Source organism: Nocardia sp. NPDC006982 (assembly GCF_042869435.1).
GTDB lineage: Bacteria > Actinomycetota > Actinomycetes > Mycobacteriales > Mycobacteriaceae > Nocardia.
In genome coordinates, this window is record NZ_JBIAFV010000005.1 from 166,732 (window position 1) to 189,769 (window position 23,038).

Below are 23,038 nucleotides of genomic sequence, written 5' to 3' on the forward strand. Positions count from 1 at the left end.
ATTCGGCTGTACGGATTCCGTACGGTCCTCGCCTCAACTGCCCGAGGCACAATGAAGCCCGGAGAGTCCGAAGACTCCCGACATGCCGGGGCGGTTCAAGCCTCACTACCGCCTGATCGGTAACGCGTGATCCGGATGCGGCTGGGGATGCAGAGCGGAAGCGTCGGCCTGTCGACCGTGGTCGGCTCCTTCCCGATCAGGAAACGGCGTCAGATACCCAACCTTCAATTTTGTTGTCGAGCGCTTGAGCCAGGCGCCAAACGAAGTTTCGCCAAGATTGAGCACCCTTTAGGTGAAGCGCACCTGGCGTGGTTCCTTTGTGTGCGATTTCGCCACGAACACTGATGAAATCCGAGAGGTTCTTCTTGATGCTCGCAGCTGACATCTTCTGCCACCGGCATTGCCCGAGTAAGTCCGCCCCCAACAGCCGAGAGTGCAGGTCCACCACCTGCCCGGGACCAGCCGTGTTGATACCAAACTGACTTCGCGCCGGGTCGCCGTAGACGAGGAGTCGGGCAAGTTCACACGTCTTGGTTCGCCATCCATCGCCCGCGAGATCCCATGGATCGGTTTCTTTCCGCTTGGCCACGAAGTCTTTGATCGACTGGGGCAGATTTGCCACATCGGCGATGTCTCGCGTCACTTCCTCAACCGCCCACACCGCACTGTCTTCGACGTACACCTCCCATGCTGCATAAATCAGCACCAGGCTGGATCGAAGTAACGGCCCTTCGTCGCTCGAAGGTCGACCACGTCCACCGCCCGCTGCCTTGGGATGATGAGCAAGCAGCCGATCGACGTCTGACAGCGCGGTTTCAAGGGCGTCCAAGGCTGGCGTCGGCATACGGGGGAATCGGTCACATGAGCTTTTCGTTACGCGTCTCGGAGCCGCGTTGTCCGGCATCCTCGGAGAGAAGATATTCGAGAAGCGTTGCGGCTCAACGCCAGAGTGACTGCGCTCGCCGAAGTTCCCCATCTGTGCTCGCTGAAACAGTGCCGAGGCCGCCTCGGCGGGCAAGGGCAGGTAGCCCAGTTCGTCGATGACCAGCAGCGCCGGTCCGGCGTAGAAGCGCATGGTGGTGGCCCAGCGGCCCTCGATCGCGGCGCGGTGGCAGCGGGCGGGCAGGTCGGCGGCGGTGGTGAAGTAGGTGCGGTAACCGGCGTGCGCTGCCGCCCGTGCCAGTCCGGTCGCCAGATGCGTCTTTCCAGTTCCGGGCGTTCCAATCAGCAGGACGTTGGTCGCGGTCTCGAGGTAGCGGCAGGTGCCGAGCTCGTCGAGCAAGGGCCGGTCGATGCCGGAGGCGGCATCGACGTCGAAGTTCTCCAGCGACGCCGGAGTGGGCAGGCTCGCGAACCGCAACCGGCCCGCCAGCCGGCGGGCCTCCGTGTCGTCGACCTCGATCCGCAGTAGTCTCTCCAACGTGGCTGTCGCCGAAAGGTTTTGCGCGGTGGCATCTTCGAGCACCGAGGGCAGGGCTTCGGCGGCGGCATGCAGTTTCAGCGTGGCCAGGTGCGATCGGAGTTGCTGGTAGCGGGCGCGGTCTCGTCGGCACCGACGGCTTTGGTGGTGCGGCGGCTGGTTTTCTTCGGGGCGGGGCTGGTGGTCATTTGCGGCTCCTGGCGGTGGCGGCGCGCTCGTAGGCGGCCAGATCGGTGACGGTGGCGGTGTTGGTGGACCCGGTTGCCGCCGAGGCTGTTCCGGATGAGTTGGCGGGGTCGGCGGCGGCTCGCAACGCCGCGGCGGCGGCTCGGGCGGCGTCTCCGGGTGGGATGCGTTCCTTGCGGCGGTGGGGGCGGCCGGTGTTGGCCGCGGCCATCGCCGCGAGGTCGAGTGCGACGACGTGGCCGTGGTCGCGGACAGTATAGTGCCCAGGCCGTCGGCGGCGCGCTCGTGGCGAGCAATCACGATCCTGCGACCACATCGGCAGCCGCCGCAGCAGCCGGATCAGTTGCGGCCATGGCCGCGTACCTCGGAAGTAGTCGAGCAGATCCCACCCACGCTGGAAAAAGTCGGCCTAGATCTCCTCACCGCACTCCTCGATGAGGCACACGAGGCCTCTTAGCCCCCCGGCAGCTCACCCACCTGCTGCGGGTCGGGCAGCGAATTGAAGTGGGTGTTGATCGCATCGAACAGCGGCCACATCACCTCGGCCGGTTCGTCTTTGACCACCGCCCACACCGCGTCGAACCCGTCCGCGCACAGTGCCTCGAATAGTTCGCGGATCCGGCCTGCGGACATGTCCTGCCCGTCCAGCAACGCAGCGAGGGTCAGCACCTGCCACACGGTGTCGGGTTCGTGAATCGGCGTCGCAGGTGTAGTGCCGTCGAACATGAAGGGGCGCTTACGGTTCCGTTGCCGGGCCGCTCGCGCTTCGTCGCGCATCTGCAACCAAGTCGACTTCTCCGGAGCGTTGGTGTCGGGGTTCTTGCGGCGCGGTTTGCGCCGCCTCGCCGAGTTCGCCGTTTACGCCACCTTCTGTGGTGTGCCCGCGGTCCCGCTGGTGCCTGCGGGCGGTGGAGTCGGTGGTGGGGTGGCGATGGTGAAGCCCATCGGGATGACGAGCTCGCCGACACCGGGGCCGCACAGGACGTTGCGCATCGAGTAGCCGAGCTTGTCATCGACGGTGGCCTTGACCGTGATCGGCCACGACGCGACCTGTTCGGCGTTCCATTGCTGCTGACCGACCTCGGTCACGCCGGCGCGCGGCATCACCCGCAACACCCACTTCTCCCGCGCACCGACACCGTCGACGAACAAGAAGATCACTCGATAGTGGATGGTGTCCGGGGAGACCGGCTCGTTCCACGACAGTTCCTTGGTCACCGCGTCGGCGCGCACATCGGCCAGACTGCGACCGGAAACCAACTCCAGCACAGGACGTTTGAACTCCTGCGCGGTGAATCCGACGCTCATGTCTCGTTTGACGATGTCCGAACGCGTCGGCTCGAGCCACCCCCAGCTCTCGGTCTCCGAGAGCTGCTGCTCAGGCTTGAACTGCGGCCCACCCGACTTGTCGATCAACCCCAGCGACGAATACCCCTCCAGCGACATCGCGCCGACGATTCGGAACGGTTCGCCATTGACTTTCACTCGGTCGGTGGACAGGACATCGGAGCCGAGCGGGGCGGTGACTTGTGCTGCGATTTCGATGGTTTCGCCGTCGATGTATTCCTCGCTGGTGCTCCAGGAGATCGCGCAGGGGCCGATGGTGTGGCTGGGGTGTGCGTAGCGGTCGAGGAGTTGGCCGTGTTCGTCGCGTAGGTCGCCGTAGGCGTCGGGTTCGCCTTCGCGGTAGATCTCGAGCATCACCCCGTGTGGGTAGTCCGGTGTGGTCATCAGCAGATGAGTGGTCGTCCGCTGGCCAGGCCTGCGTTGCGGAGCACGAGAACGGCTTCGTGGCAGAGGCGTTCGGCTGCCCGCTGGATCGTGTTGGGGTCGGGCTGGGTGTAGGTGACCGATCCGCCGTCGGCGCTCTGGCTGGCGACCGCTGGCCGTAGCCCGGCGGCCGACGGGTCGATTCCGGCAGCCACCCATGCAAGGACCTGGAGGCAGGTTGCCTCGCGCAGGTCATCATCGGCAGGCAAGCCCGCGGGGGTGATGTCGTAGAGGTCGTTGCTGGTGATATCACGGACCCGGGTGGCGGCCGCCGCGATGAGCGAGGCAGCGTTGCTGGGGATGGGGTCGAGGCGGCCGGTGAGGTCAGCGGGTGTGGCGTAGACGAGCATCACGCCGCCGCCGAAGTCTTGGCGGCATCTTTGCCGGTCGGTGTATTCCGTTTCCCGGCCCCGGGATTCGCGTCTGCGCCACTGTTGCCCGTCTCCGTCGCGGGTGCCGGTACCGGAGCCGGGCCGGGTGCCGGAGCGGGGTTCGGTGCGGGTGCGGTGGTGGCGTTGGGGCCCTTGAGCAGGACAGCGCGGGCGGGGTCGAGGCATTTGACGCCGTAGAGGGTGTCGACGGAGATCACGGTGGTCTTGTGCCGGATGTCGTAATCCATGGCCACGCGCATGGACAGGCCCTTGTATTCGACGGTGTAGACGTCTGCGCCGGGTGGCAGTTCCATCGGAGCGGACGCGAACGCGAAAGCGGTGGAGTGGAAGGCGACACCGACCTCGGTGCTGGGTTCGCCGGGGGCCGGGTTGGGGGCGGGCTGGCCGACGTTCTGGGTCCAGAAGGCGTCGAATCCCACGATCTGCTGCCCGATGGAGCCCTGCCGCAACGCCGCGGTGGAATTGGATTTGTCGGCGTGCAGCAGCAGCGGTTTGCCGAGCCAGCGGGCCTTGGTGGTCGGACCGACCACGGCGCGTCGTCCGGGTGCGGGGACGCTGTTGATGTCGAGCAGGCGTCCGGCTTCGATCAGGTTCTCTGGGTTCTCCCATGCGCGGCCGGTGCCGGCTTCCATGGGTTCGGCTCCGCAGTGTTGGGTGATCTGGCTGCGCAGCGACAGGATATCGCGGTCAACTTTCTGTGAGATCGCTTCCATGGCGGGGCGCAGGATCTGTTCGTCGAAGCTTTCTATATCGAGGGTGAGCTCTTCGCTGGTGACTTCGACCGAGACATCAGCGATGGTGTCCAGGACGACGGGGATCTTGGATTCGGTGGTGTCCTGGATGACGATGCCACGGGCGCGGTCGAAGGTGGTGGCTTCGAAGCGCGGGGGCCGTTTGACGTTGACGGTGTTGCCGACTTTTTGTGGGCCGAAGTCGCTCGAGATGTCGCGGTAGACCAATGGGAGCATAACGGTGAGCTCGTAGAGGTTGGCCAGGCCACGGCGCGCCAGGATGTCGGGGGTTAGGAAGATGTTGGGCACGGCGGTCTCCTAGGTGCGGGAGTCGGCGATCGAGTCACGGACTTTGCGGCGGATGGCCTCGATGTCGTCGTCCACCACTGGGGCGGGTGGGGTGGCGTTGGCGGCGTTGAATTCCCCGCCCGAGCGCGCAACGGGAGGGGTGTTGGCGAGTTTCGGGTTGGTGGTGATGGCGTCGGCGACCAGCGTGGCGACTCGGATGGTGAAATCGGTTGTGTCGGGGTCGAGTTCGTCGAGGACGCCGAGACCGCGCAGGTAGGGCACGAGTAGCTTGTAGTCGCCGTGATGTGTGTCGGCGGCCGAGGCGATGGCGTCTTTGATGCGGTAGTCGCGCAGTTTGCGGTCCGAGGCGCTGGCGCGGTCGGTGAGCTCGGCGATGACCTGCTCCGGGTCGGTGTTCTCGTCGGCGACCAGGCCTAGCGCGCGCCCGATCACCACCACCCGATCGATGGATAGACGGCGAGCCCGGCCACCAAGACATCGGCGGCCGGGTTAAACTGATACCGCATAACTACTCCCGTAGATGTGCACCGACCCGGCGGAGTGCTAGCCCGCCGGGTCAACCTTTTTCTCCCGTAGATCAAACTGTGCTCGACCCTTGCGGTTATCCCTTCTCCTCGATCCGGAACATGTTCTCGGCCGGAACATCCAGTGCCGCAGCGAGTTTCGCCGCCAGCTCCGGGCTACACGAACTCCGTGCCCCCGACCGCAACAACCCGACGATGCTTTTGCCGCACCCGGCGCGCTCGGCCAGAACCCGCACCGGCACACCCTGGGCTTGCATCGCCTCACGTAATGCTGTCCGGGACTTCAACCTCGCCCGATAGACCATCCTGGCCTCCCTCCAGTGTCCTCCCACCCCTGAGCAAACAGTAACAACAGAACCTAATGATGTCTACTCAAATCCACATCTATGAGATACATCTGACCAGCTAGATATGCCCGATAGTTTGAAATAACTGCACACATACCCTCGATTCCTCACCAATACCCATATCGGTGTCGACACATGCCCTACGCTTGTGGACATGCCACGCAAGCGCGCCGTACCCGAGCCCTGGGCCTCCGCCATGGCCGCAGCGGGTATTACCAGCCGAAACGAACTCGCCGACACCGCCGGTGTACACCCGACCACCGTCAGCCGGTTGATCGACAACCCTGAGCACCCGTCCTCGATCGACACCATCCGGGCCGTCGCCCAAGCTTTGAAGCTCGACGTGCGCGATGTCGCGCACTGGTCCGGTATCGCGCTCGAGCTCGACGAGCCGTACCTGCCTCCACCGGAGGCAGCGCTCCTCGGTCGAGAGCAACGCAAGCTCGTCACAGATCTCATCCGCGCGCTCGCGGCGACGAACCGACATCTACGGCCGCCATTGAAGATTCAGACCACCGGAGTTGTCGTCCTCTCCGGCGACTAGCTTGTTCACGAGTGGCCACCGATGCGTGGTTCGGATCGCGATGAACTGATGGAACCGAACGTGCGTGGTCCGCGTCTAACCTACTGAGACCAAGAAGATGGGATGGTCCTCGTCGGACGGCCAAGTACCAGAAGTCCAGGAACAATCCCACAACGGGTCTCGCTTTCGGTCTACCAAACTGAGCAATGTCGCACTGGTAACCGCGATAGCGCGGGGGCCAGTTGCAGATCATGCGCCGAAGTCTGACCTCGGACTCTGTTCCCTTACCGCTGGCCAATACGGTCCCGGCCTAGAAACACGAGCCTGGCGGCCCATCCCTGGCCAGAGGCGAGAAACCTCACCCGATGAGTACGAACCGCCCATCACAGGCTATTGTTGATCAAGTGCGTGACATGTCACGCCAAGCGTCGTAGATCGCATTCGCTTCGCAACCAGCGCTTGCCGCATCCGCTCTTCTTACGGCGATCGATTTTGCCCATTGGCAATCTCGCCATTTCGTGCCCCGCCGCGGACCCGGAAGGTCCACAGACGGCTCGGGCACCACCTGATGCCCGAAAGGCACCGCAACAACTATGAGTTCTGCTGACCTCTCTTTTGCCGCGCTCGGCGTGAGCGCACCGCTGGTGAAGGCGTTGACTCGCGCCGGGATCACCGAACCTTTTCCGATCCAGACCGACACCCTGCCCGATTCGCTGGCCGGACGCGACGTGCTGGGCCGTGGCCGGACCGGCAGCGGCAAGACGCTCGCCTTCGCCATCCCGATGGTCAACCGTCTCGGCGGCGGTCTCGCCGGTAGGCGCGCACCGAGCCGCCCGACCGGCCTGGTACTGGCGCCGACTCGGGAATTGGCCACCCAGATCACGGCCGCGCTGGAACCCCTCGCCGCGGCCTATCGCATGACCGTCACCACGATTTTCGGTGGCGTCCCGCAGAACCGGCAGGTCCGGGCGCTGCGCGCCGGTGTCGACATTGTCGTCGCCTGCCCCGGCCGGCTCGAGGATCTGATGAACCAACGTCTGATCTCCCTGGATGCCGTCGCGGTGACCGTGATCGACGAGGCCGACCACATGGCCGACCTCGGGTTCCTGCCAGGCGTGACCCGCATTCTCGCGGCCACCCCGAATGACGGTCAGCGCCTGCTGTTCTCGGCCACCCTGGATAACGGCGTCAACAAGCTGGTCACCCGCTTCCTGCCGGATGCCAAGCTGCATTCCGTCGATGAGGCGAACTCCCCGGTCGCCGCCATGACCCATCACGTTTTCGAAACCGCGAGCGTCGAAGCCAAGCGCGAGGTCGTACACCGGCTCGCCTCCGGCTCGGGTCGGCGAATCCTGTTCATGCGCACCAAACATCAGGCTCGCAAACTGGCCAAGCAGCTGACCCTCGCCGGAATTCCGGCCGTCGATCTGCACGGCAACCTCTCGCAGGGCGCCCGCGACCGCAACCTCGCGATCTTCGCCGCCGGCGATGCCCTGGTGCTGGTGGCGACCGATGTGGCCGCGCGCGGCGTGCACGTCGACGGTGTCGAGCTGGTCGTGCACGTTGATCCGCCCGCCGAACACAAGGCGTACCTGCACCGTTCGGGCCGTACCGCGCGAGCTGGCAACTCCGGTGAAGTGATCACCCTGGTGCTGCCCAGCGAACGACGCGACCTGGCCGACCTCATGCGCAAGGCCAAGATCACTGTGACTCCGCAACGGGTCACCGCCGATTCGCCCGTGGTGGCCGAGCTCGTCGGCACGATTGCCCCATTCGTCGCGCCCTCCTACAGCGAGCGCGCGGCACGTGAAGACGACCGCCGAAGCAGCAGCGGACCGTACCGTAGCAGTGGCGGAGCGCGCAGGGGCAGTGGCGGACCGCGCCAAGGCAGCGGTCGTCGCAGCGCGGCGCGTGGTCAGTCGCGCGCCAAGCCGCGCGCTCACTCCGCGCGCGGAACGGCCGCATAAGGCCCGTTTTCCGTCGCTCCCCCAGACAAGCCCATGCCGAGATCGCCGAATCGCTGAGCATCACCGGCGAACTGCCAGGCATCGAATGCTGGTGAACATGGCTGATGACGCCGGTACTGGCGGGCAACCCATCGAGTGCGAGGCACTCGCGCCTGATGGGTTGCCATGCGATTGCGTAGCCGGGAAATCTGCGGGCGTGGCCAAGAGGAACACGCCGGGACACGACACTTGGACCTTTCCGATCCAACCCGGCCACCACCCCCGCGCACGGCCCCGCGGCTTCGACCGCGCGAACGGCCACCGATCCTCCCACACAGCGAATCCAACTCCGCCGCAACAACATCCAACACCCCCCCAGCACACTACCGAACCGGGTGCCGTTGCAGTACTAGCCCCGAGAGAACGCACGGCCATGCCGTTGAGCGGTCGGTGAGAGGTTTCTAAACTATTTTGTCCAGCAACGGAACTCGACTGTGGCCGGACGCCCCCACATGCCGATTCCGGGTCTTCGCATGCGCCAACGACGAACACTCCGGACGTGCACGTAGTGCGGAAAGTCGCGACGTGCCGCACCGCCCCCGTGCAAGTTCGAGATGCCGTCACTCCTGTGTCGACGAGGGCGGTCGGCGCGGTCCTGCTTCGGACAAGGCGGCAGCCTCGTCGGGTCGGCCCGCCGACCGGTACACGCGAACGAGGTCGTCGCGGGCGCGCAGTGCGAAGGGATCCTTGTGCCCGACAAGCTGTTCCCGGTAAGCCAGGATCTCTTCATACAACGGGATCGCCTCATCCCAGCGACCCGCAGCCTCATAGACGGCAGCGAGATTGCAGCGATCTTCGTAGGTGTCGGCGCCGCTTCTGTCGACGTAGGTCAGGTTCCGTTCGAACAACGCGACGGCCTCGGCATATCGGCACGCCCGGTAGCACGCCACGCCGAGCACGCGGCGAGCGCCAACGACGGAATACACCTGGGGTCCGAATATTTTCTCGCGATACGCGAGAAGTTGTTCGAAGTGCGGAATGGCTTCGTCCCATCGACTCAGCGACATATAGGTGCCGCCGAGTCGATTGTGTACGGCGTTGGTGTCGTGGTGATCGTGACCGAGGACCCGCTCCCGGTACGCCAGAAGCTGCTTCAAAAGCGGAACTTCGTCATCCCCCCGACCTGCCCGATGATAAGCGTCGGCGAGACGATCGCGCGTCTCGTTGGTGTCCGGGTGGTCGTGGCCGAGGCTTTGCTCCTGCAGTGGCAGAAGTTCTTCCATCAGCGAGACGGGATCGGCCTCACCAGAAGTGGCCGCGGTCCCGCTCGCCGTGCCCTTCAAGCGCCGACTCAGAGCGGCCGCTGCCCGTTTGATCGGTTCCAACACGCTGTCCCCCTCCTGGTCCAACTGGCGAGCGGGAACCCCACCGCTCCAGCCAGAAAATCTATCTCACTCGAAGTCACGAGATCCACGAAGACAACGGGTCGATGCTTCTCCGACGATCGGTGCGGCAGGCCCACGGAACTGGGGCGGCGGCAGCCTTACTCATTGGCGGAGAGCGGTACGAGCTCACGAAGCGACATCGATGCTGCCATCCGGAGCACGCGGAAATGCCGATTTGCGTGCACTGCGCGTTGTCCCGGTCTGCAACGCTGGCGGTGCGGGCCACGAACGTGACGTGTGTCACTTCATGTCAGTTCCGGGGGGGTGCGGCGTGTCTCGAGGGCATGACTGATTTCAACGCCATAACAAAGGTAGTCGTGATCGGCGGCGGTTACGCCGGTGCCGTAGCGGCCAATCGTCTGCGTCTGCGTCGCGATATCGAGATCACGCTGGTCAATCCGCGCCCGCAGTTCGTCGAGCGGATGCGGTTGCACCAGTTCGTGGCCGGTACCCACGAGGCCGCTATCAGCTACGACACGCTGCTCGGCGCGGGGGTGCGGCTGGTCGTGGATCGTGCTGTCCGCATCGATACCGCTGCTCGCAGGGTGGAACTGGGTTCGGGGCGCACGCTCGGGTACGACTATGTGGTCTACGCGGTCGGCAGCACCGCCGCGGTACCCACGGCGGTGCCCGGTGCCACCGAATTCGCATACCCGATCGCCGAATTCGAACACGCCCAGCGGCTGCGCGCGGCGCTGGCGGACGTGCCCGCTCAGGCACCGATTGTCGTTGTCGGCGGCGGGCTCACCGGCATCGAGACCGCCGCCGAACTCGCGGAGCAGGGCCGTACCGTGACATTGGTGGGTGGCGGTAAATTGGCGGCGAACTTCTCGAATCCGGCCCGGCGGTCGGTGTCGAAGTGGTTGTCGGAGAACGGAGTAGAGGTGCGTGAGCAAGCGCGGGTGCGCGAGGTGCGGCGCGACGGGGTCGTCTTGGTCGACGGCGATGTGCTGCCTGGCGCGATCACGATCTGGACCGCCGGATTCGGGGTGCCCGAGTTGGCTGCACGCAGCGGGCTCCGCACCGACGAGCTCGGCCGGTTGCTGACCGATGAGACGCTGACCAGTATCGACGACGATCGCATCGTGGCGGCCGGGGACGCGGTCGCGCCCTCGGGTCGCCCGCTGCGGATGAGCTGCTATGCCGCCCAACCGTTGGGCGCCCAGGCCGCCGCCAATGTGCTGGCCTGCATCGCGGGGGACGAACCCGCCGTGCTGGACGTGGCCTTCACCGCATGCACCGTCGGTTTGGGTCGCCGCGCAGGTGCGATGCAGTTCAGCCGGCGCGACGATGCACCTGTGCCGATGTACATCGGCGGGCGAACGGCCGGGTGGATCAAGGAGCGGGTGGGTCTCGCGGGTCCGATCGGCACCATACGCAAGGAGGCCCGCAAGCCCGGCGCGATCCCGACCTTCAAAGGCTTGGGCAGGCGCAAGGATTTGAGCGCAGCCGAGCCGCAGGGAGTCCCGCAGCCATGACCTCGACCGATGAGCACACCGAGCGTTTCGTCCACTTGCGGCCACTGCTGTTCACCATCGCCTACGAAATCCTGGGCTCGGCAACCGAAGCCGACGACGTGCTCCAGGACAGCTATCTACGGTGGCGGCGGGTGGACCTGGCCACGGTCCGGGACACGAAGTCTTATCTGGCCCAGCTCGTCACGCGGCAGGCGCTGAATGCGTTGCGGGCCAGCGCCAGTCGCCGCGAGGATTACGTCGGCCCATGGCTACCCGAGCCGCTGCTGCTCACCGACGGTGACGCCTCGAGCGATGTGGTACTCACCGAATCGGTCTCGATGGGGATGCTGGTGGTGCTGGAAACGCTCACCCCCACCGAGCGGGCAGTCTTCGTGCTGCGTGAGGTCTTCGGCTTCGACTACGACGAGATCGCCTCCGCAACAGGCAAATCCGTCGACGCCGTGCATCAGACGGCCCGCCGCGCCCGCAACCACGTGCAAGCCCGCCGCAAGCGGTACGGCCCCGTCGACACCGCCCGAACCGCCGCGGTCACCGAACGATTCATCACCGCCGCGACCACCGGGGACATGGACGGCTTGTTGTCGCTGCTCGCCCCCGATATCACTTGGACCACCGACAGCGGCGGCAAGGTGACCGCGCTGCCGGACCTGGTCATGGTCGGCGCCGAGCGGGTGGGCGCGACTCTCATGGCAGTCTTCCGATACGCGCAGCGGCGACCGCAGGTACGCATCGAGACAATGAACTGCAACAGCCAACCAGCACTCGCGTGCTACATCGACGACAAACTGGAAGCCCTCCTCGTCTTCGACATCACCGACGACAAGATCATCAACGGCTACGGCATCCGCAACCCCGATAAATTGGCCGCCCTCGGAATCCCCCGCGCAATCAGTCGCACCGAAGCACCCACGGCGTAACCCCTACCCCGCACACGGTGCCGACATCCCATAATGCCGCATATCGGTCGAACAGGGCGCGAGATCGACTGCCGGCGCTGAACATCCTGTAATGGCTCCCATGACCGCGCCGGACGAGCGATAAGCGGACTCGCCCGCGCACGGCATAGGCTCGCGCGTCGGGCTGGGGCACCAAACCGCCCGCCGCGAAACAAAAACTGTCATCACATGATTCGAGGGTCGCGGGGTGGGCGGCCCGACCGGTGACGCCCGCCCCGCGACTCCGATGCGACAGCCCGACCAACCCGACCGGACCGTCCCCGTAACGCACAACGCGGCTACCGGCGGCTGGGCGCCGCCGGTAGCCGGGCCTTATGCGCGGGTCATCGCTTGATCAGCGCGCGCAGGGCGGTGATCGAGGCCCGGCGTTCGTAGGCGATCCAAGCGAAGATCGCGGTGAGCGCCAGCGGGAAGGGGGCCAATTCCGGGGTGTCGGCCAGGAACGCGTTGAAGCCGGCGGCGAGGAAGGTGACGATCGCCAGGCCGATCGCGGCGGCCGCGGTCAGGCGGGGCACCATGAGTCCGATCCCGCCCGCGACCTCGGCGAGACCGATGAAGACCAGCAGCGCCAACGGGATCGAGAAGGCGGTGGCGTTGTTTTCCATCAGGGTCTGCGGGATGACGAGCTTCGGGCCGCCGGAGGCGATAATGAAGAACAGGCCGAGCACGACCTGCAGGGTCCACAGGACGCGGTTGCGGAGCTTGCCGGGGTGGACGGCGGCGGTCGTCTGGGTGGCGGTGATGGCGGTCATTTCTTGTTCCTTCTGGGTCGGTCGCGCCAGGTTGGTGGCGCGTTCACCAGTACGGACGGGGGCGGTCCGGAAAACTCATCGCCGCGTTCGAAAGAATCTTCACCGCGCCGTCTGGACCGGGTGTGCGCTGTGTTTCTGGCCAGAGCTGCCCTCGGATTCGAACTGATCCCGATCAGGACGCACGGTAATGCCGCGTGGCGCGCGTTCGTGAACGTCCGCAACTGCCGATGTGCGTGCATAGATAAAATCGGTGAACCGGATGGCGGACCCGGTGTTGTTTCAGTTCTGTTCGTGTCCAAGCAAATCGAGCACTTGCTCGTGCAGGCGGCCGTTGGTGAATACGGCGGCGCCGGATGAGATGCTGCGTCCTTTGCGGAGGTCGCTGAACTGTCCGCCTGCTTCCTCCACGATCGGTACGGCGGCGGCAATGTCCCAGGGCCCGGCAGTCAGGTGAAGAAAGATATCGGCCTGTCCGGCAGCCACGAGCATGGCGCCCTGACATGCTCCGGCCCAGTCCGACAGTGGGCCACCGTCAGCACACCGCGCGAGAAGCGCATCGGCGCTAGCCAGACGCTGTGTTGGAACCCAGTCTGCGACAGGCCAGATCACAACGGTGGCCTCCCTGAGGGTATCGGTCCTCGTCACCGTCAGCGCCTGATTCGGTCCGAGTCGTCCATCCAGGCAAGTACTGGTCCACGCTCCTGTGGTGCGTGAGGCCCACCATCGGCGCTGCAGGGCCGGGGCGGAGATCACGCCGGTGAGTACCTCGCCGTCGTCTTCGACCGCGAGCAAGGTGCTCCACTCGGCCCGTCCCGTGCAGAAGTTGCTCGTCCCGTCGATCGGGTCGATAAACCACCGTCGTCTGGCATTGCCGTGCGTACCGAATTCTTCTCCGACCCAACAGTCCTGAGGACGGGCATTCGCGAGTCGAGCGCGAATGGCTTGCTCTACCACGCGATCAGCAACGGTGACCGGGCTGCCGTCGGGCTTGGACTGCGTCGCGATACTCCCGGCCGAGAAGTACCGCATAGAGATGGTGTCGGCAACATCGGCCAACTGCTGAGCAAGTGTCAGATCGTCCATCGAGATCACAGATACCAGAGCTTAGAAGTGGCCGGCTGGTCGGACGCAAGATCGACCCGAACCCTATGACGCACTTCAACACAGCGCGCGGTAATACCGCTGGTCGCGGTTTCCATGCGCGAGATCGATTGCAGCTCGAGCCGTCGTGTCATAGCCCCGACTGTGCACTGTCTGCTGAAGGGTGCGGGAAGGCATGCGAAGTCCAGGCGCCTGAGCCTTCATGACCCGGTTCCCCGCCAGCAGCTGGGGCGGGTCGGCTGCCATCTGGCTACTGTTGATCCGCATGTCGCACACCGGGATCGATATCACTGCGGAGTTGGTGCGGGATCTGCTGCGTGAGCAGCACCCCGACCTGGCCGATTACCCGGTTCGGCTCGGCGCGCGTGGCTGGGACAACCAGCTGTGGCGGCTCGGCGACGACCTCGCCGTCCGGTTGCCCTGGGCGACCGGGTCCGCGGACGCGCTGCTGCGCAAGGAGCACACCTGGCTGCCCGCCCTCGCCCCGCGCCTTCCGCTGCCGGTTGCCGTTCCGCAGCGGATCGGTGAGCCCTCCGAGCGGTTTCCGCGGCCCTGGATCGTCACCACCTGGGTGCCGGGCACGCCTGCCGACCGCGCCCCCGTTACCCGCGCTACCGAGGCGGCCACCACCCTGGCTGCCTTCCTGACCGCACTTCACCAACCCGCCCCCGAACAAGCACCCACCGGCCGGAACCGCGGAGGACCACTGGCCGAGTATTCCGAGGGTTTCGCCGAGCAGCTAGCCTCGGCCACCGGGCTGGGGCTGATCCCCGATCCAGACGCCGTCCGCGCGGTCTTCGAAGACGCCGCCGCCGCGCCCGACTGGGCCGGCCCGGCACTGTGGCTCCACGGCGACCTGCATCCAGCAAACGTCCTGACCGCCGAAGGCACGATCTGCGGCGTAATCGACTTCGGCGATCTCTTCGCCGGTGATCCGGCTTGCGACCTCGCTGCCGCTTGGATCCTGCTGCCCGACGGCGCCGCCGACCGCTTCCATGCCGCCTACCAGCCGGCCCCCGACGCCGCGACCCTGCGCCGTGCCCGCGGATGGGCGGTATTGCGCGCCTTAAGCGGCATCTCCATCGGATACGCCGGCGTCCACGGACACCCCGGCGGGAAGCCCACATGGGGCCCACCCGCCCACGCCGCACTGCGACGCCTCACCGCACCGACTCACCACTGATCAATCACTTCCGTACAGAGGGAGCGGATTCCATCGGTCAGGCCATAAACGGACAATCTCGAACACCCAGTAATGCCACGATCCGCGCGTTCGGCCGCGCACAGTCATTGGCCAGCAGTCGATCTCGCGAACCCGAACTATCAAGCGTCTGCTCCGGATGCAGACTCAGCCGGAATTTCCGCAGTACTCGGTTGTTCGGGACCGTCGCCCGACTTGGCGTTCGATGTCCGGCGGTATCGGTCTGTCCAGTGCCGTCCACCCGGCTTGCATCACAGCGGTGCCGATGGCAGGGGGTAGGCCGGGCGGCGCCCGCCGCGGATCCATCCGCGGCTGGCTCGTCCAATCAGGCTGGGCCAGGTGCCGATCAGCGCGCCGTCAGCACAGCATCCAGAAGAGGACCGTCCGAACGAAGGTGACGCCCCGAACGGTCCACCCGAATCCAACGACTTGGTCGCGCCGACCGACTCTCCGTAAAACCGTGTGTCCCAGTAGAATTGGAATGCACAAGACCGGCTAGCACCGGGAATTGATATCTACGGGAGTACAAATGAATAATCGCGCTGTCGCGCGCGCGGACGGCGAGGATGCCTGATGCCGCGCGAACGAATCAAGCCCGGACGGCACGGGAAAATCACAGTCACCGTCGTTCGGGATGAAGCCGGAAAACCGATCCGGCACATAGCAAAGACCAGGCTTCGCGACCTCGACGGCGCCCTGCGACAGGTGGAAGCGATCGGCCAATCCAAGCCCAAGGCCATAGCGGTGCTCGAGGAAAAGCTGGCCCGGCGGGTCGCACCCTCGAAATCCGAAATCACGGCGGATACGCTCGTGCACCGCCTTGCCGAGCGATGGCGGACAAAAGTCGAGCGCTCCAAGCTGTCTGCGAACACCAAACGCCGATACGGGGAGCTACTGGACCTCCACATCGTCCCCAGAATCGGCAAGCTGACCATCACCGAGTGCACCACTCAGGTGCTGGAAGGATTACTCGAAGACATCGCCGATGAGGTGGGCAGACCAACCGCGAAACTCGCGAAGACCTGCCTGTCCGGAATGTGGACGCTAGCAAGCCGATACGGCGCCAGTACCGGAAACATCATCAAACTGCTCGCACCGATCCAGGTCGACGACAAACCGGTCGTGGCATGGTCGCTCAACGAGGTGCAACGCATCCGAAGCGGGCTACGTAACGACAAGCTCGCCGTCGCGAACGGTATCGCCGATCTGGTCGATCTCCTCTTGGCCACCGGATGCCGGATCGGCGAGACCATGGCGTTGAAGTGGAAGCACCTCGATCTCGACGTCAACAAGCCCACAGCGCTCGTTGAAGGGACCGTCGTGCGTGTACGCGGCGGCGGGATGATCATCCAACCGCATCCCAAGGGTGGCCTGAACGGCAAACGCCGCCTGCTGCTGCCTGAGTGGGCCGTAGAGAGGCTGACCGCCCGCCGTGACCTGATACCGAAGATCTCGTGTTCCCATCCCGAGGAGGGACCCTGCGCGATCCTCGCAATGCCCGCAAGCAACTACAGCGGGCACTCGACCGCATCGGAGTCATGGGGATACCCCAGAACCCCCATGCGGCGCGCAAGACCGTCGGCACGCATCTTGCCGAAGACGCCGATGGCGGGCAGTCCGATATCGGCGTCGCGGCCGCCCAACTCGGCAACACCGAGGCGGTGACACGAAGGCACTATGTCCAGCGCACCCATCAAGGTCCCGACGCCCGGAATCGCTTCGCGGCCTTCGCTCTGCCGGATGAGCAAGACGGGAGCAAGACGGGACTGCCGCGATAAGCCGCACGTGACTGTTGAGAGTGACCAGCGACGCCCGACGTCGGTCACCGCTGGATAGCAAACAACCAGCTCCCGATGCCTTGGCCGGGCAGGGTGTCGGGAGCTGGAGGGAGCAGCATGTGCCCGCAATTTGAAAAAGTTGAGTAAGTGTTGACCTGGGCCGTCAAAAGCACGACCCGAACACCAACCGCAACCCACTGACCAGGGGGTTTGTGGGGCGGGCGGGGCTCGAACCCGCGACCAATGGATTATGAGATCAAACACTGCGAACACTGTCCTGACCAGGCAATATCCTGGTCAGGAGTATGCAAAATAATAAAATACATTGCTGTCGATCGACATGCGCTGCGATCTTGATGCGTTCCAGGCGACTCAGAGAGGCATGTCAGTTCACGTCGGCCTTTCACCACCGATCTCGAGCGGCAGCGGCTCGTCGTGACCGACCAGGCGGATGAACTGGCTCCGTAGCCGATTACGTCGAGTTCAGTACCTGCGTGCGCTTCGGGCGAGCCGGTTGCGGCATCGCCTGCATTGGGAACCCGGGTGCACCGCGCTACCGTGCGCAGGACCTCGAGCACGATGTCGGCGCCGAAGCCTCTATCTACGGTGCGCCCGTCCAACTGCCTTGAACGGAAGCAGACCTCGATCATGGCCAATATCGCCACTGTATTCGTCCGGGTCGAGTCGGCCCCCGACGCTCCGCTGTGGACCGCGGACGACTTCTTTCGATATCTGCTACACCCCCATCTCGGCACCTACTACGTCCCGCTCTGGCATCGCGTCGGCGACGGTGTATTCGACTTGCAGTACGGGGCGAAATGGACCGGAGGCTTCGCCATCGATCAGATCTGGGCCGTTCACGGCGATCGGCTTCGTTCGGTGTGGGTTCGTTACTACGACGACGGGGGTGATTTCGATGTCATCGGTCACCGAACCGCCGCGATGGCAGACGAGTCGGAGTTTCGCGTCTGCGACTATTGGTACGACGGTATCCGGCTCGTATGGCGTTCCGGCTGGGAGCCCGATCCGGCGCAATTCCCGAAGTGGTCGGCTACCCCGAGCGGCTGGTGGTACGCGACCGGAGAACGTCGCCGGCGTGCTGCCAACGAGCGAAACACGCTCGCGGACATCGAAAGACCCACTCCGACGACGAACGCGTGGTTCTGGGGCACTGATGTCCAGGGGTGGCACGAACACCTACGGCTGTTCGGTCTGCCGCAGGACGTTCTCGACGGTGCGGCCGCCCTCGCCCTGCGCCTGCAACGAATCGAATTACGCTGGCGCGGCCGAACGGTCGAGGTCGTGGAACGCACGGACGACGATCCGGACGACGACGCCAAATCCTGGATCCGCCTGTCACTCGACGACTGGGACACCTGCGCCGATCCGCAGTACCTGAACCATTTCGGCATGCCCTGATCACGCGCGGCGGGAACACGCAGCGCCCGAAGCGTCTCACCAACCTTCGTTTCCGGACTCGAATACGAACCCCGTGTGTCGGTCAAGCTGTCGAGTTCGATGTTTCCGCTGGTAGAGGGCTGGTGTTGTGGGGCGGGCGGGGCTCGAACCCGCGACCAATGGATTATGAGATCAAACACTGTCGGCGCTGTACTTACCTGCAAAGAAAGTGCATGCCACAGAGCATGTGACCATAATCTATTGGTCGCCGATCCTCGGCCGATCGCGCCGTTGATTCGTATGAGGGTACGCCGGCAGGCACGAGACCTAGCTGTGCCGTCTCATGAAATTGGTGCCACGATGTCGATCCCGTATTCGAGTTGGATCAGGCGGCAGGACGGTAGGCGCCTCACGAGTGTTCGAGCCACAGCCTGTCGGTAAACCCGCCGCGCTCGATTCTCTTCTGCTCGGCGGCGCGGATCACGTCATCCAAGGTGAAGCCGCTGAAGATGCTGAGTGCACGGAGAACTTCGAGGACGTCGGCGGCTTCGGTGAGACGCTCGTCGTGGGTGGTTGCCTGCCGGAGTTCGGCGGCCTCCTCGAGAAGCTTGTCGTGCAGCGCGTTTTCGTATCCCTGGGCGTCAAGCACACGCACCGCGGGCGCTCGGCCGGTCGCGCGGATGATTTCCGGTATCAGGTCTCGGACGAGTTTTCCCATTTGTGTCGTACCTCCTCGGCATACTGCGGTCATGCAGTTCTACCGCGCGGAGCCCACAGCGCGAACGTCCTGGCGCCTGGCGATCCTGATGGGTGCTAATTCCCGCACCTACAAGTTCCCGTTGGGAGCGACGTTGCTGCAGTATGCGGCTTCCGGGCATGACGCTGTCCCGCTCGGCGAGTTCGCGGCGGCGTACACATCACAGCTTCTAGAACGACCGAGTGGGAGATGGCAGTCACCCACCGGAGTCGCGTTGGGGGCCAGGGACTTTCTGACCGTGCTGGACCGGGAGCGGCAGGAATCCACCGCCGCCGGTCGCCCTACCGAGGCTCTCGTTGACGCCGCGGTGAAATCCATCCCGTCGATGGTGATGCAGAAGTTCCACAATCTGCGGGCTGGCCAGATTCCACACACCTTCTACGAGCTCAGCGGGCGGGGTAGCAATCGGATCGTCCGGCTTACACCGGACTTGCTGTCGTTGGCTTCTGTCGCACCGAGCTTGTTTGCGGAGTTGGATTCTCGCTGGGCGATCGTCGAGGCATCCTTCGATGCGGGAATCGGCAAGAATCTCGTCGCTTCGGGTGTAGATGTGGATATTGACTCGGCGATCATCGTTTCCCCAGCCCGCCGAGTCTCGCTGACATCGGTTCGCGGCGCCATCATCGGATTCCAGCACGGTCGGTGTTTCTACTGCCGCGAAGCGCTCAAGGATGCTGGGGTTCATGTGGATCACGTCTTCCCCTTCGCATGGATGAAGACCGGATCGTGGCGGGGGCCGAATTTGAATCATGTCTGGAATCTTGTCCTTGCCTGTGCCCCATGCAATCTGGGCAAGGGTGCGCGCCTGCCCAGTGCCGATGAGATCGAGCGCTTGCTTGATCGCAACGACGCCATCGCCGAATCGCCGCGTCCGCTGCACCGGACCCTTGAGATCTCGATGCGAGCAACAGGCCCTAGCGCCCGTGAGCGACGGCGGACGTTCATTCGCGAGGTCTACTCACTCGTCACCGACGGCGGCTAGGTTGTGCTGTCTCACGAGATCGGTGCCATCGGCGGCCGGGCGTTGCGGTAGGTCGTCAGTCTCGTGAACCAGCCAGCGCGGGAACGCCACCACATGCGCATTCAGATTCGAATCGACCTGCGCGACAGGTGCTTTCGCGCGCTCCTCGATATCGTGGACTACTGCCCGATGGCGAGAAAGAAACTGACCCTCTGATCGTTCTGGCGAACAGAGGATCCGGCTGCCGGTTAGCCTCAATCATTCACCGGCACAATGTCTCTCGCCTCCGTATATTGCAGACTATGCCATGGAGTGTGGTCGCAACTGCGAGTGTCGGTTCGGTCGCCGCAATGGCGGCCATTGTCTTCGGTTGGCTGACGGCTCTCCGCGCCCAGTACGACCGTGTGCTGAACGTGATCGACTACGTCGCGTCAGATCGGGTCGCCGAGGCGCGGCACCACCTTGATGCGATTCTTTTCGATCGCCGCGGTGTCGTGGTACCCCAACAACGACGAACCACCTTGGAGAACCTCTTTGTCGTTCTTTGGGCCATCGGAAGAATTGATGCTGTCCGGGCTACCTTGCCGCGGGCCAATGGACCATGGTCGGGGCCGCACCGACTGCTCCGGGACAGCACCGAAGAGTGGGTGAGGTTCTGGATTCGGAACTATGAAAGTGGTCGACGGTCAGCAGCGACCAGAAACGGTGTCCGGTTGGGGTAAAGCCCAACCGGACACCGAGCTGTCCCACGGAAAGGAGTTCAGCAACTAGACCTAATAGTCACCTGAGCAATCCACGAAAAGTAAATGGCGGGATACAGTAGTGGGCGAACCCAGTCGATTACCTGGTTTTCGGTTACTGTTCCGGGACTGGAGAACTTTGGCATCGTGAACAGAACCGTTCCGTTCGCGTCCTTCAAATCAAGATTGTGGATGACCCAAGCATCACCTGAACCAGACGAGTAAAACCTGGCCAAAAGTTCACAGGTTCCGTCCGAACGGAACCGGAAGGTTGGCCCTTTGTCAAGGGTGCCGAAGATGAGACCTGATAGTTTGCAATCGCCGTGAAAGATAGGCGCGCTCCACATTAAGTCTCTGCTTTGAATGTCATCTGCCTCAAATTTGCTGGGCAATTTTGGTTCGTCGCTTGTTGAACTTAGAGGGGTATCTTCCTTTAACATGGCCTTCCTTCCTAGTATGGGCAATTTTCGGTCGTTGGGAGGATGAAGAGGCGGAAGGTGGTGAGTTCGGGCATTTCGCGACGTGGGATCGAGCAGCCGTTCTGCGCGCGAGAGGCGGATTCAATTAGGGATGTCGATCACGCGTGGCCGCTCAAGTCACCGCTACCTGGACCCGCTACGCCGCCAGCCACCACTATGGACACCGTCGGGTTGGGCGCCATCGACTCGCAAAGTTGGTTTCGCGATTCCACCAGCATCAATCCCCGGGTTCTACCAGGTTTCTGAGGAATCCGGCGGCCCGATGTCGACGGAAGAATCCAACGAGACGTCAGTGACACCAGGGATTGTTCGCAGCCGCTGGGCGGTGTCGTCACCGGCGTCGCCGGTGACGACACCGAGCTCTTCCAGGATCTTGTCGGTCGTGAATCCCGCGGCGGTCAGTTCGTCGACGATCTCCGAAATGGGACGGTCGGGCGCCGTCGTTGTGACGATCCACTTCTTCACGCCACCCATTTTCCTCCTTCTCGGACTCGACTCGACGGGCGGTGATTCGGTTACGGTGCCTGCACCAGCCCCGCGCCGACGCGGGAATGCGGGAACGGTAGCCGCTTCGCCGTCTCCTCCAGCCTCTTCCAGAGCTTCGTGCCACGCAGACCGGCGTCGGATTCTGCCCACAACGCCGCGCATCCGGCTACGTGCGGAGTTGCCATGCTGGTGCCGCTCTTCGGGCCGTGGAGTTGCGGCCGCGGCACCGAGGAGATGACGTCGCGGCCGGGAGCAGCGATATCGATCTTGCCGATGCTGGAGAAGGACGAGGGGGTCAAGTTCTTGTCCAGGGATGCCACCGACATGATCGTCGGCGAGTTCGCCGGTGCCCCCGTAGCAAGCCCGGGCATGTTTCCGGCGGCAGCGATGATCAGCGACCCACGCCGCAGCGCACGCTCCCCGGCCGTAGTGTATGCGGCCTGAACCGGTGACAGGGCTCCCAACGACATCGAGATGACGACACATCGGTTTGCAAGAGCCCAGTCGATCCCGGCGAGGATGCCCCCGGTCGACCCGATTCCGGCGTTGCTCAGGACCTTTCCGACGAAAATCGGGGCCCGATAGGCGATTCCGTAGCGCGGGATCGCGCCGGCGGGCGCCTTCGGGCCGCATGCGGTGCCGATGCAGTGGGTTCCGTGGCTGTGCATATCCTGCACCGGTTGTCCGACAAAGCTGTTGCTGACGAAATTCCGGCCTTTGAAGTCCGGGTGGCCGAGGTCCATGCCGGTATCCAGTACCGCCACCCGGATTCCGGCGCCGCTGCGGGTGCTGGGCGGTACCTTGCCGGCAACGATGCCCCAGGTGGCGCCGGCCATCTGGGCCTCGACTTCGTCCTCCGCGACGAGCTCGTGCCCGCCGTTCACCCGCAAGTCGTCGGCGATGACCTCGGCTGCCCTGTTGAAGCCACGCAGGTAGTCGACGTCAGTCTCGCTGAACGCGAAGTACTCCGGCTCGACTGTTTCGATCGGACTGTCCGCGGACTCGACCTGCGCGAGTAGTCCATAGTCCTGCAATGCAGTACCGGACACAACCGCGCATCCGACTTCCGGCAGGACCAAAGCCTCATTGTCGCCGATATCTTCGAGGGTAACTGCCCGGTCGCCGAATTCGCGGGCATTGACCACGCTGCAGCCCTGGCTGCGGAGCGCCTGCACACCTCCTTCTTCGGCGTCTTCCCGGAACGTGATGACATAGCGCCCGGTCTCCATGCTCTCGTCACCGCGCTCCTGCACAGCCTGCAACAGCTCATCGGGCGTACTGCTCAGACCACCGATGTCACCGGGATCGTTTCCTGGGTTCTTCGCCACGATTGCTCCATTCGCTTAGAGGTGGACCTT

Annotated in this window: 21 protein-coding genes and 2 pseudogenes; 8 read left to right on the forward strand and 15 right to left on the reverse strand. The window is 64.3% G+C overall.

Going from position 1 to position 23,038, the window contains the following annotated elements:
• Positions 1 to 985: 985 nt before the first annotated feature.
• From ACFYOW_RS21360 to ACFYOW_RS21395, 8 genes and pseudogenes are all read right to left on the reverse strand, one after another.
• Positions 986 to 1,608: pseudogene (locus tag ACFYOW_RS21360) on the reverse strand (ATP-binding protein); the annotation flags it as partial.
• Positions 1,605 to 1,909: pseudogene (locus tag ACFYOW_RS21365) on the reverse strand (IS21 family transposase); the annotation flags it as partial. The pseudogenes ACFYOW_RS21365 and ACFYOW_RS21360, both read right to left, overlap by 4 nt.
• Before the next feature lie 150 nt (positions 1,910 to 2,059).
• The gene (locus ACFYOW_RS21370; RefSeq protein ID WP_387290400.1) at positions 2,060 to 2,383 is read right to left on the reverse strand and encodes a hypothetical protein; all 324 of its coding nucleotides are present in this window, start codon (positions 2,381 to 2,383) and stop codon (positions 2,060 to 2,062) included.
• 81 nt (positions 2,384 to 2,464) lie between these two features.
• Positions 2,465 to 3,337: a hypothetical protein gene (locus ACFYOW_RS21375; RefSeq protein WP_387290402.1), complete on the reverse strand. Its 873-nt coding sequence runs from the start codon at positions 3,335 to 3,337 to the stop codon at positions 2,465 to 2,467.
• A complete protein-coding gene (locus ACFYOW_RS21380; RefSeq protein WP_387290405.1) occupies positions 3,337 to 3,729 on the reverse strand; it encodes a hypothetical protein in 393 nt (130 codons plus the stop codon). Before ACFYOW_RS21380 ends, ACFYOW_RS21375 begins: the two co-directional genes overlap by 1 nt.
• The gene (locus ACFYOW_RS21385; RefSeq protein ID WP_387290407.1) at positions 3,726 to 4,808 is read right to left on the reverse strand and encodes a P22 phage major capsid protein family protein; all 1,083 of its coding nucleotides are present in this window, start codon (positions 4,806 to 4,808) and stop codon (positions 3,726 to 3,728) included. Before ACFYOW_RS21385 ends, ACFYOW_RS21380 begins: the two co-directional genes overlap by 4 nt.
• Before the next feature lie 9 nt (positions 4,809 to 4,817).
• On the reverse strand, positions 4,818 to 5,243 hold the full coding sequence (locus ACFYOW_RS21390) for a hypothetical protein (protein ID WP_387290409.1): 426 nt from the start codon (positions 5,241 to 5,243) through the stop codon (positions 4,818 to 4,820).
• A 166-nt stretch (positions 5,244 to 5,409) separates the two neighbouring features.
• On the reverse strand, positions 5,410 to 5,637 hold the full coding sequence (locus tag ACFYOW_RS21395; RefSeq protein ID WP_387290411.1) for a helix-turn-helix domain-containing protein: 228 nt from the start codon (positions 5,635 to 5,637) through the stop codon (positions 5,410 to 5,412).
• A gap of 196 nt (positions 5,638 to 5,833) precedes the next feature.
• Between ACFYOW_RS21395 and ACFYOW_RS21400 the strand changes: the two genes are divergently transcribed.
• The gene (locus ACFYOW_RS21400) at positions 5,834 to 6,223 is read left to right on the forward strand and encodes a helix-turn-helix domain-containing protein (protein WP_387290413.1); all 390 of its coding nucleotides are present in this window, start codon (positions 5,834 to 5,836) and stop codon (positions 6,221 to 6,223) included.
• A 572-nt stretch (positions 6,224 to 6,795) separates the two neighbouring features.
• Entirely contained in the window at positions 6,796 to 8,169 is a 1,374-nt protein-coding gene (locus ACFYOW_RS21405) for a DEAD/DEAH box helicase (RefSeq protein WP_387290415.1), read from the forward strand.
• Positions 8,170 to 8,768: 599 nt separating this feature from the next.
• On the opposite strand, the gene ACFYOW_RS21410 is transcribed toward ACFYOW_RS21405, so the two are convergent.
• Positions 8,769 to 9,536, reverse strand: coding sequence for a tetratricopeptide repeat protein (locus tag ACFYOW_RS21410; protein WP_387290417.1), 768 nt, complete (start codon positions 9,534 to 9,536; stop codon positions 8,769 to 8,771).
• A 341-nt stretch (positions 9,537 to 9,877) separates the two neighbouring features.
• Between ACFYOW_RS21410 and ACFYOW_RS21415 the strand changes: the two genes are divergently transcribed.
• Both ACFYOW_RS21415 and sigJ read left to right on the forward strand, forming a co-directional pair.
• Positions 9,878 to 11,071, forward strand: coding sequence for an NAD(P)/FAD-dependent oxidoreductase (locus ACFYOW_RS21415; protein ID WP_387290419.1), 1,194 nt, complete (start codon positions 9,878 to 9,880; stop codon positions 11,069 to 11,071).
• On the forward strand, positions 11,068 to 11,988 hold the full coding sequence (gene sigJ, locus ACFYOW_RS21420) for an RNA polymerase sigma factor SigJ (RefSeq protein ID WP_387290421.1): 921 nt from the start codon (positions 11,068 to 11,070) through the stop codon (positions 11,986 to 11,988). The genes ACFYOW_RS21415 and sigJ overlap by 4 nt, the downstream gene beginning before the upstream one ends.
• 362 nt (positions 11,989 to 12,350) lie before the next feature.
• Here sigJ and ACFYOW_RS21425 read toward each other — a convergent pair whose 3' ends face one another.
• The gene (locus ACFYOW_RS21425; protein WP_387290423.1) at positions 12,351 to 12,779 is read right to left on the reverse strand and encodes a DoxX family protein; all 429 of its coding nucleotides are present in this window, start codon (positions 12,777 to 12,779) and stop codon (positions 12,351 to 12,353) included.
• 279 nt (positions 12,780 to 13,058) lie between these two features.
• Positions 13,059 to 13,862, reverse strand: a complete 804-nt coding sequence (locus ACFYOW_RS21430; protein WP_387290425.1) for an inositol monophosphatase family protein — start codon at positions 13,860 to 13,862, stop codon at positions 13,059 to 13,061.
• A 220-nt stretch (positions 13,863 to 14,082) separates the two neighbouring features.
• On the opposite strand from ACFYOW_RS21430, the gene ACFYOW_RS21435 reads away from it, so the two are divergent.
• From ACFYOW_RS21435 to ACFYOW_RS21445, 3 genes are all read left to right on the forward strand, one after another.
• Positions 14,083 to 15,063 (forward strand): aminoglycoside phosphotransferase family protein, encoded by a 981-nt coding sequence (locus tag ACFYOW_RS21435; RefSeq protein ID WP_387290427.1) that lies wholly within the window; start codon positions 14,083 to 14,085, stop codon positions 15,061 to 15,063.
• 591 nt (positions 15,064 to 15,654) lie between these two features.
• On the forward strand, positions 15,655 to 16,746 hold the full coding sequence (locus ACFYOW_RS21440; protein WP_387290429.1) for a hypothetical protein: 1,092 nt from the start codon (positions 15,655 to 15,657) through the stop codon (positions 16,744 to 16,746).
• 761 nt (positions 16,747 to 17,507) lie between these two features.
• Positions 17,508 to 18,278 carry a hypothetical protein gene (locus ACFYOW_RS21445; RefSeq protein ID WP_387290430.1) on the forward strand — a complete coding sequence of 257 codons (771 nt, stop codon included), beginning with the start codon at positions 17,508 to 17,510 and terminating at the stop codon, positions 18,276 to 18,278.
• 388 nt (positions 18,279 to 18,666) lie between these two features.
• Here ACFYOW_RS21445 and ACFYOW_RS21450 read toward each other — a convergent pair whose 3' ends face one another.
• Entirely contained in the window at positions 18,667 to 18,975 is a 309-nt protein-coding gene (locus tag ACFYOW_RS21450; RefSeq protein ID WP_387290432.1) for a nucleoside triphosphate pyrophosphohydrolase, read from the reverse strand.
• A gap of 31 nt (positions 18,976 to 19,006) precedes the next feature.
• Between ACFYOW_RS21450 and ACFYOW_RS21455 the strand changes: the two genes are divergently transcribed.
• On the forward strand, positions 19,007 to 19,996 hold the full coding sequence (locus ACFYOW_RS21455; RefSeq protein WP_387290434.1) for an HNH endonuclease: 990 nt from the start codon (positions 19,007 to 19,009) through the stop codon (positions 19,994 to 19,996).
• A 739-nt stretch (positions 19,997 to 20,735) separates the two neighbouring features.
• On the opposite strand, the gene ACFYOW_RS21460 is transcribed toward ACFYOW_RS21455, so the two are convergent.
• From ACFYOW_RS21460 to ACFYOW_RS21470, 3 genes are all read right to left on the reverse strand, one after another.
• A complete protein-coding gene (locus tag ACFYOW_RS21460; RefSeq protein WP_387290436.1) occupies positions 20,736 to 21,155 on the reverse strand; it encodes a DUF6294 family protein in 420 nt (139 codons plus the stop codon).
• Positions 21,156 to 21,425: 270 nt separating this feature from the next.
• Complete coding sequence (locus ACFYOW_RS21465; protein ID WP_387290438.1) at positions 21,426 to 21,668, reverse strand: hypothetical protein; 243 nt, start codon at positions 21,666 to 21,668, stop codon at positions 21,426 to 21,428.
• A gap of 41 nt (positions 21,669 to 21,709) precedes the next feature.
• Positions 21,710 to 23,008, reverse strand: coding sequence for a S8 family serine peptidase (locus ACFYOW_RS21470; protein ID WP_387290440.1), 1,299 nt, complete (start codon positions 23,006 to 23,008; stop codon positions 21,710 to 21,712).
• Positions 23,009 to 23,038 lie beyond the last annotated feature (30 nt).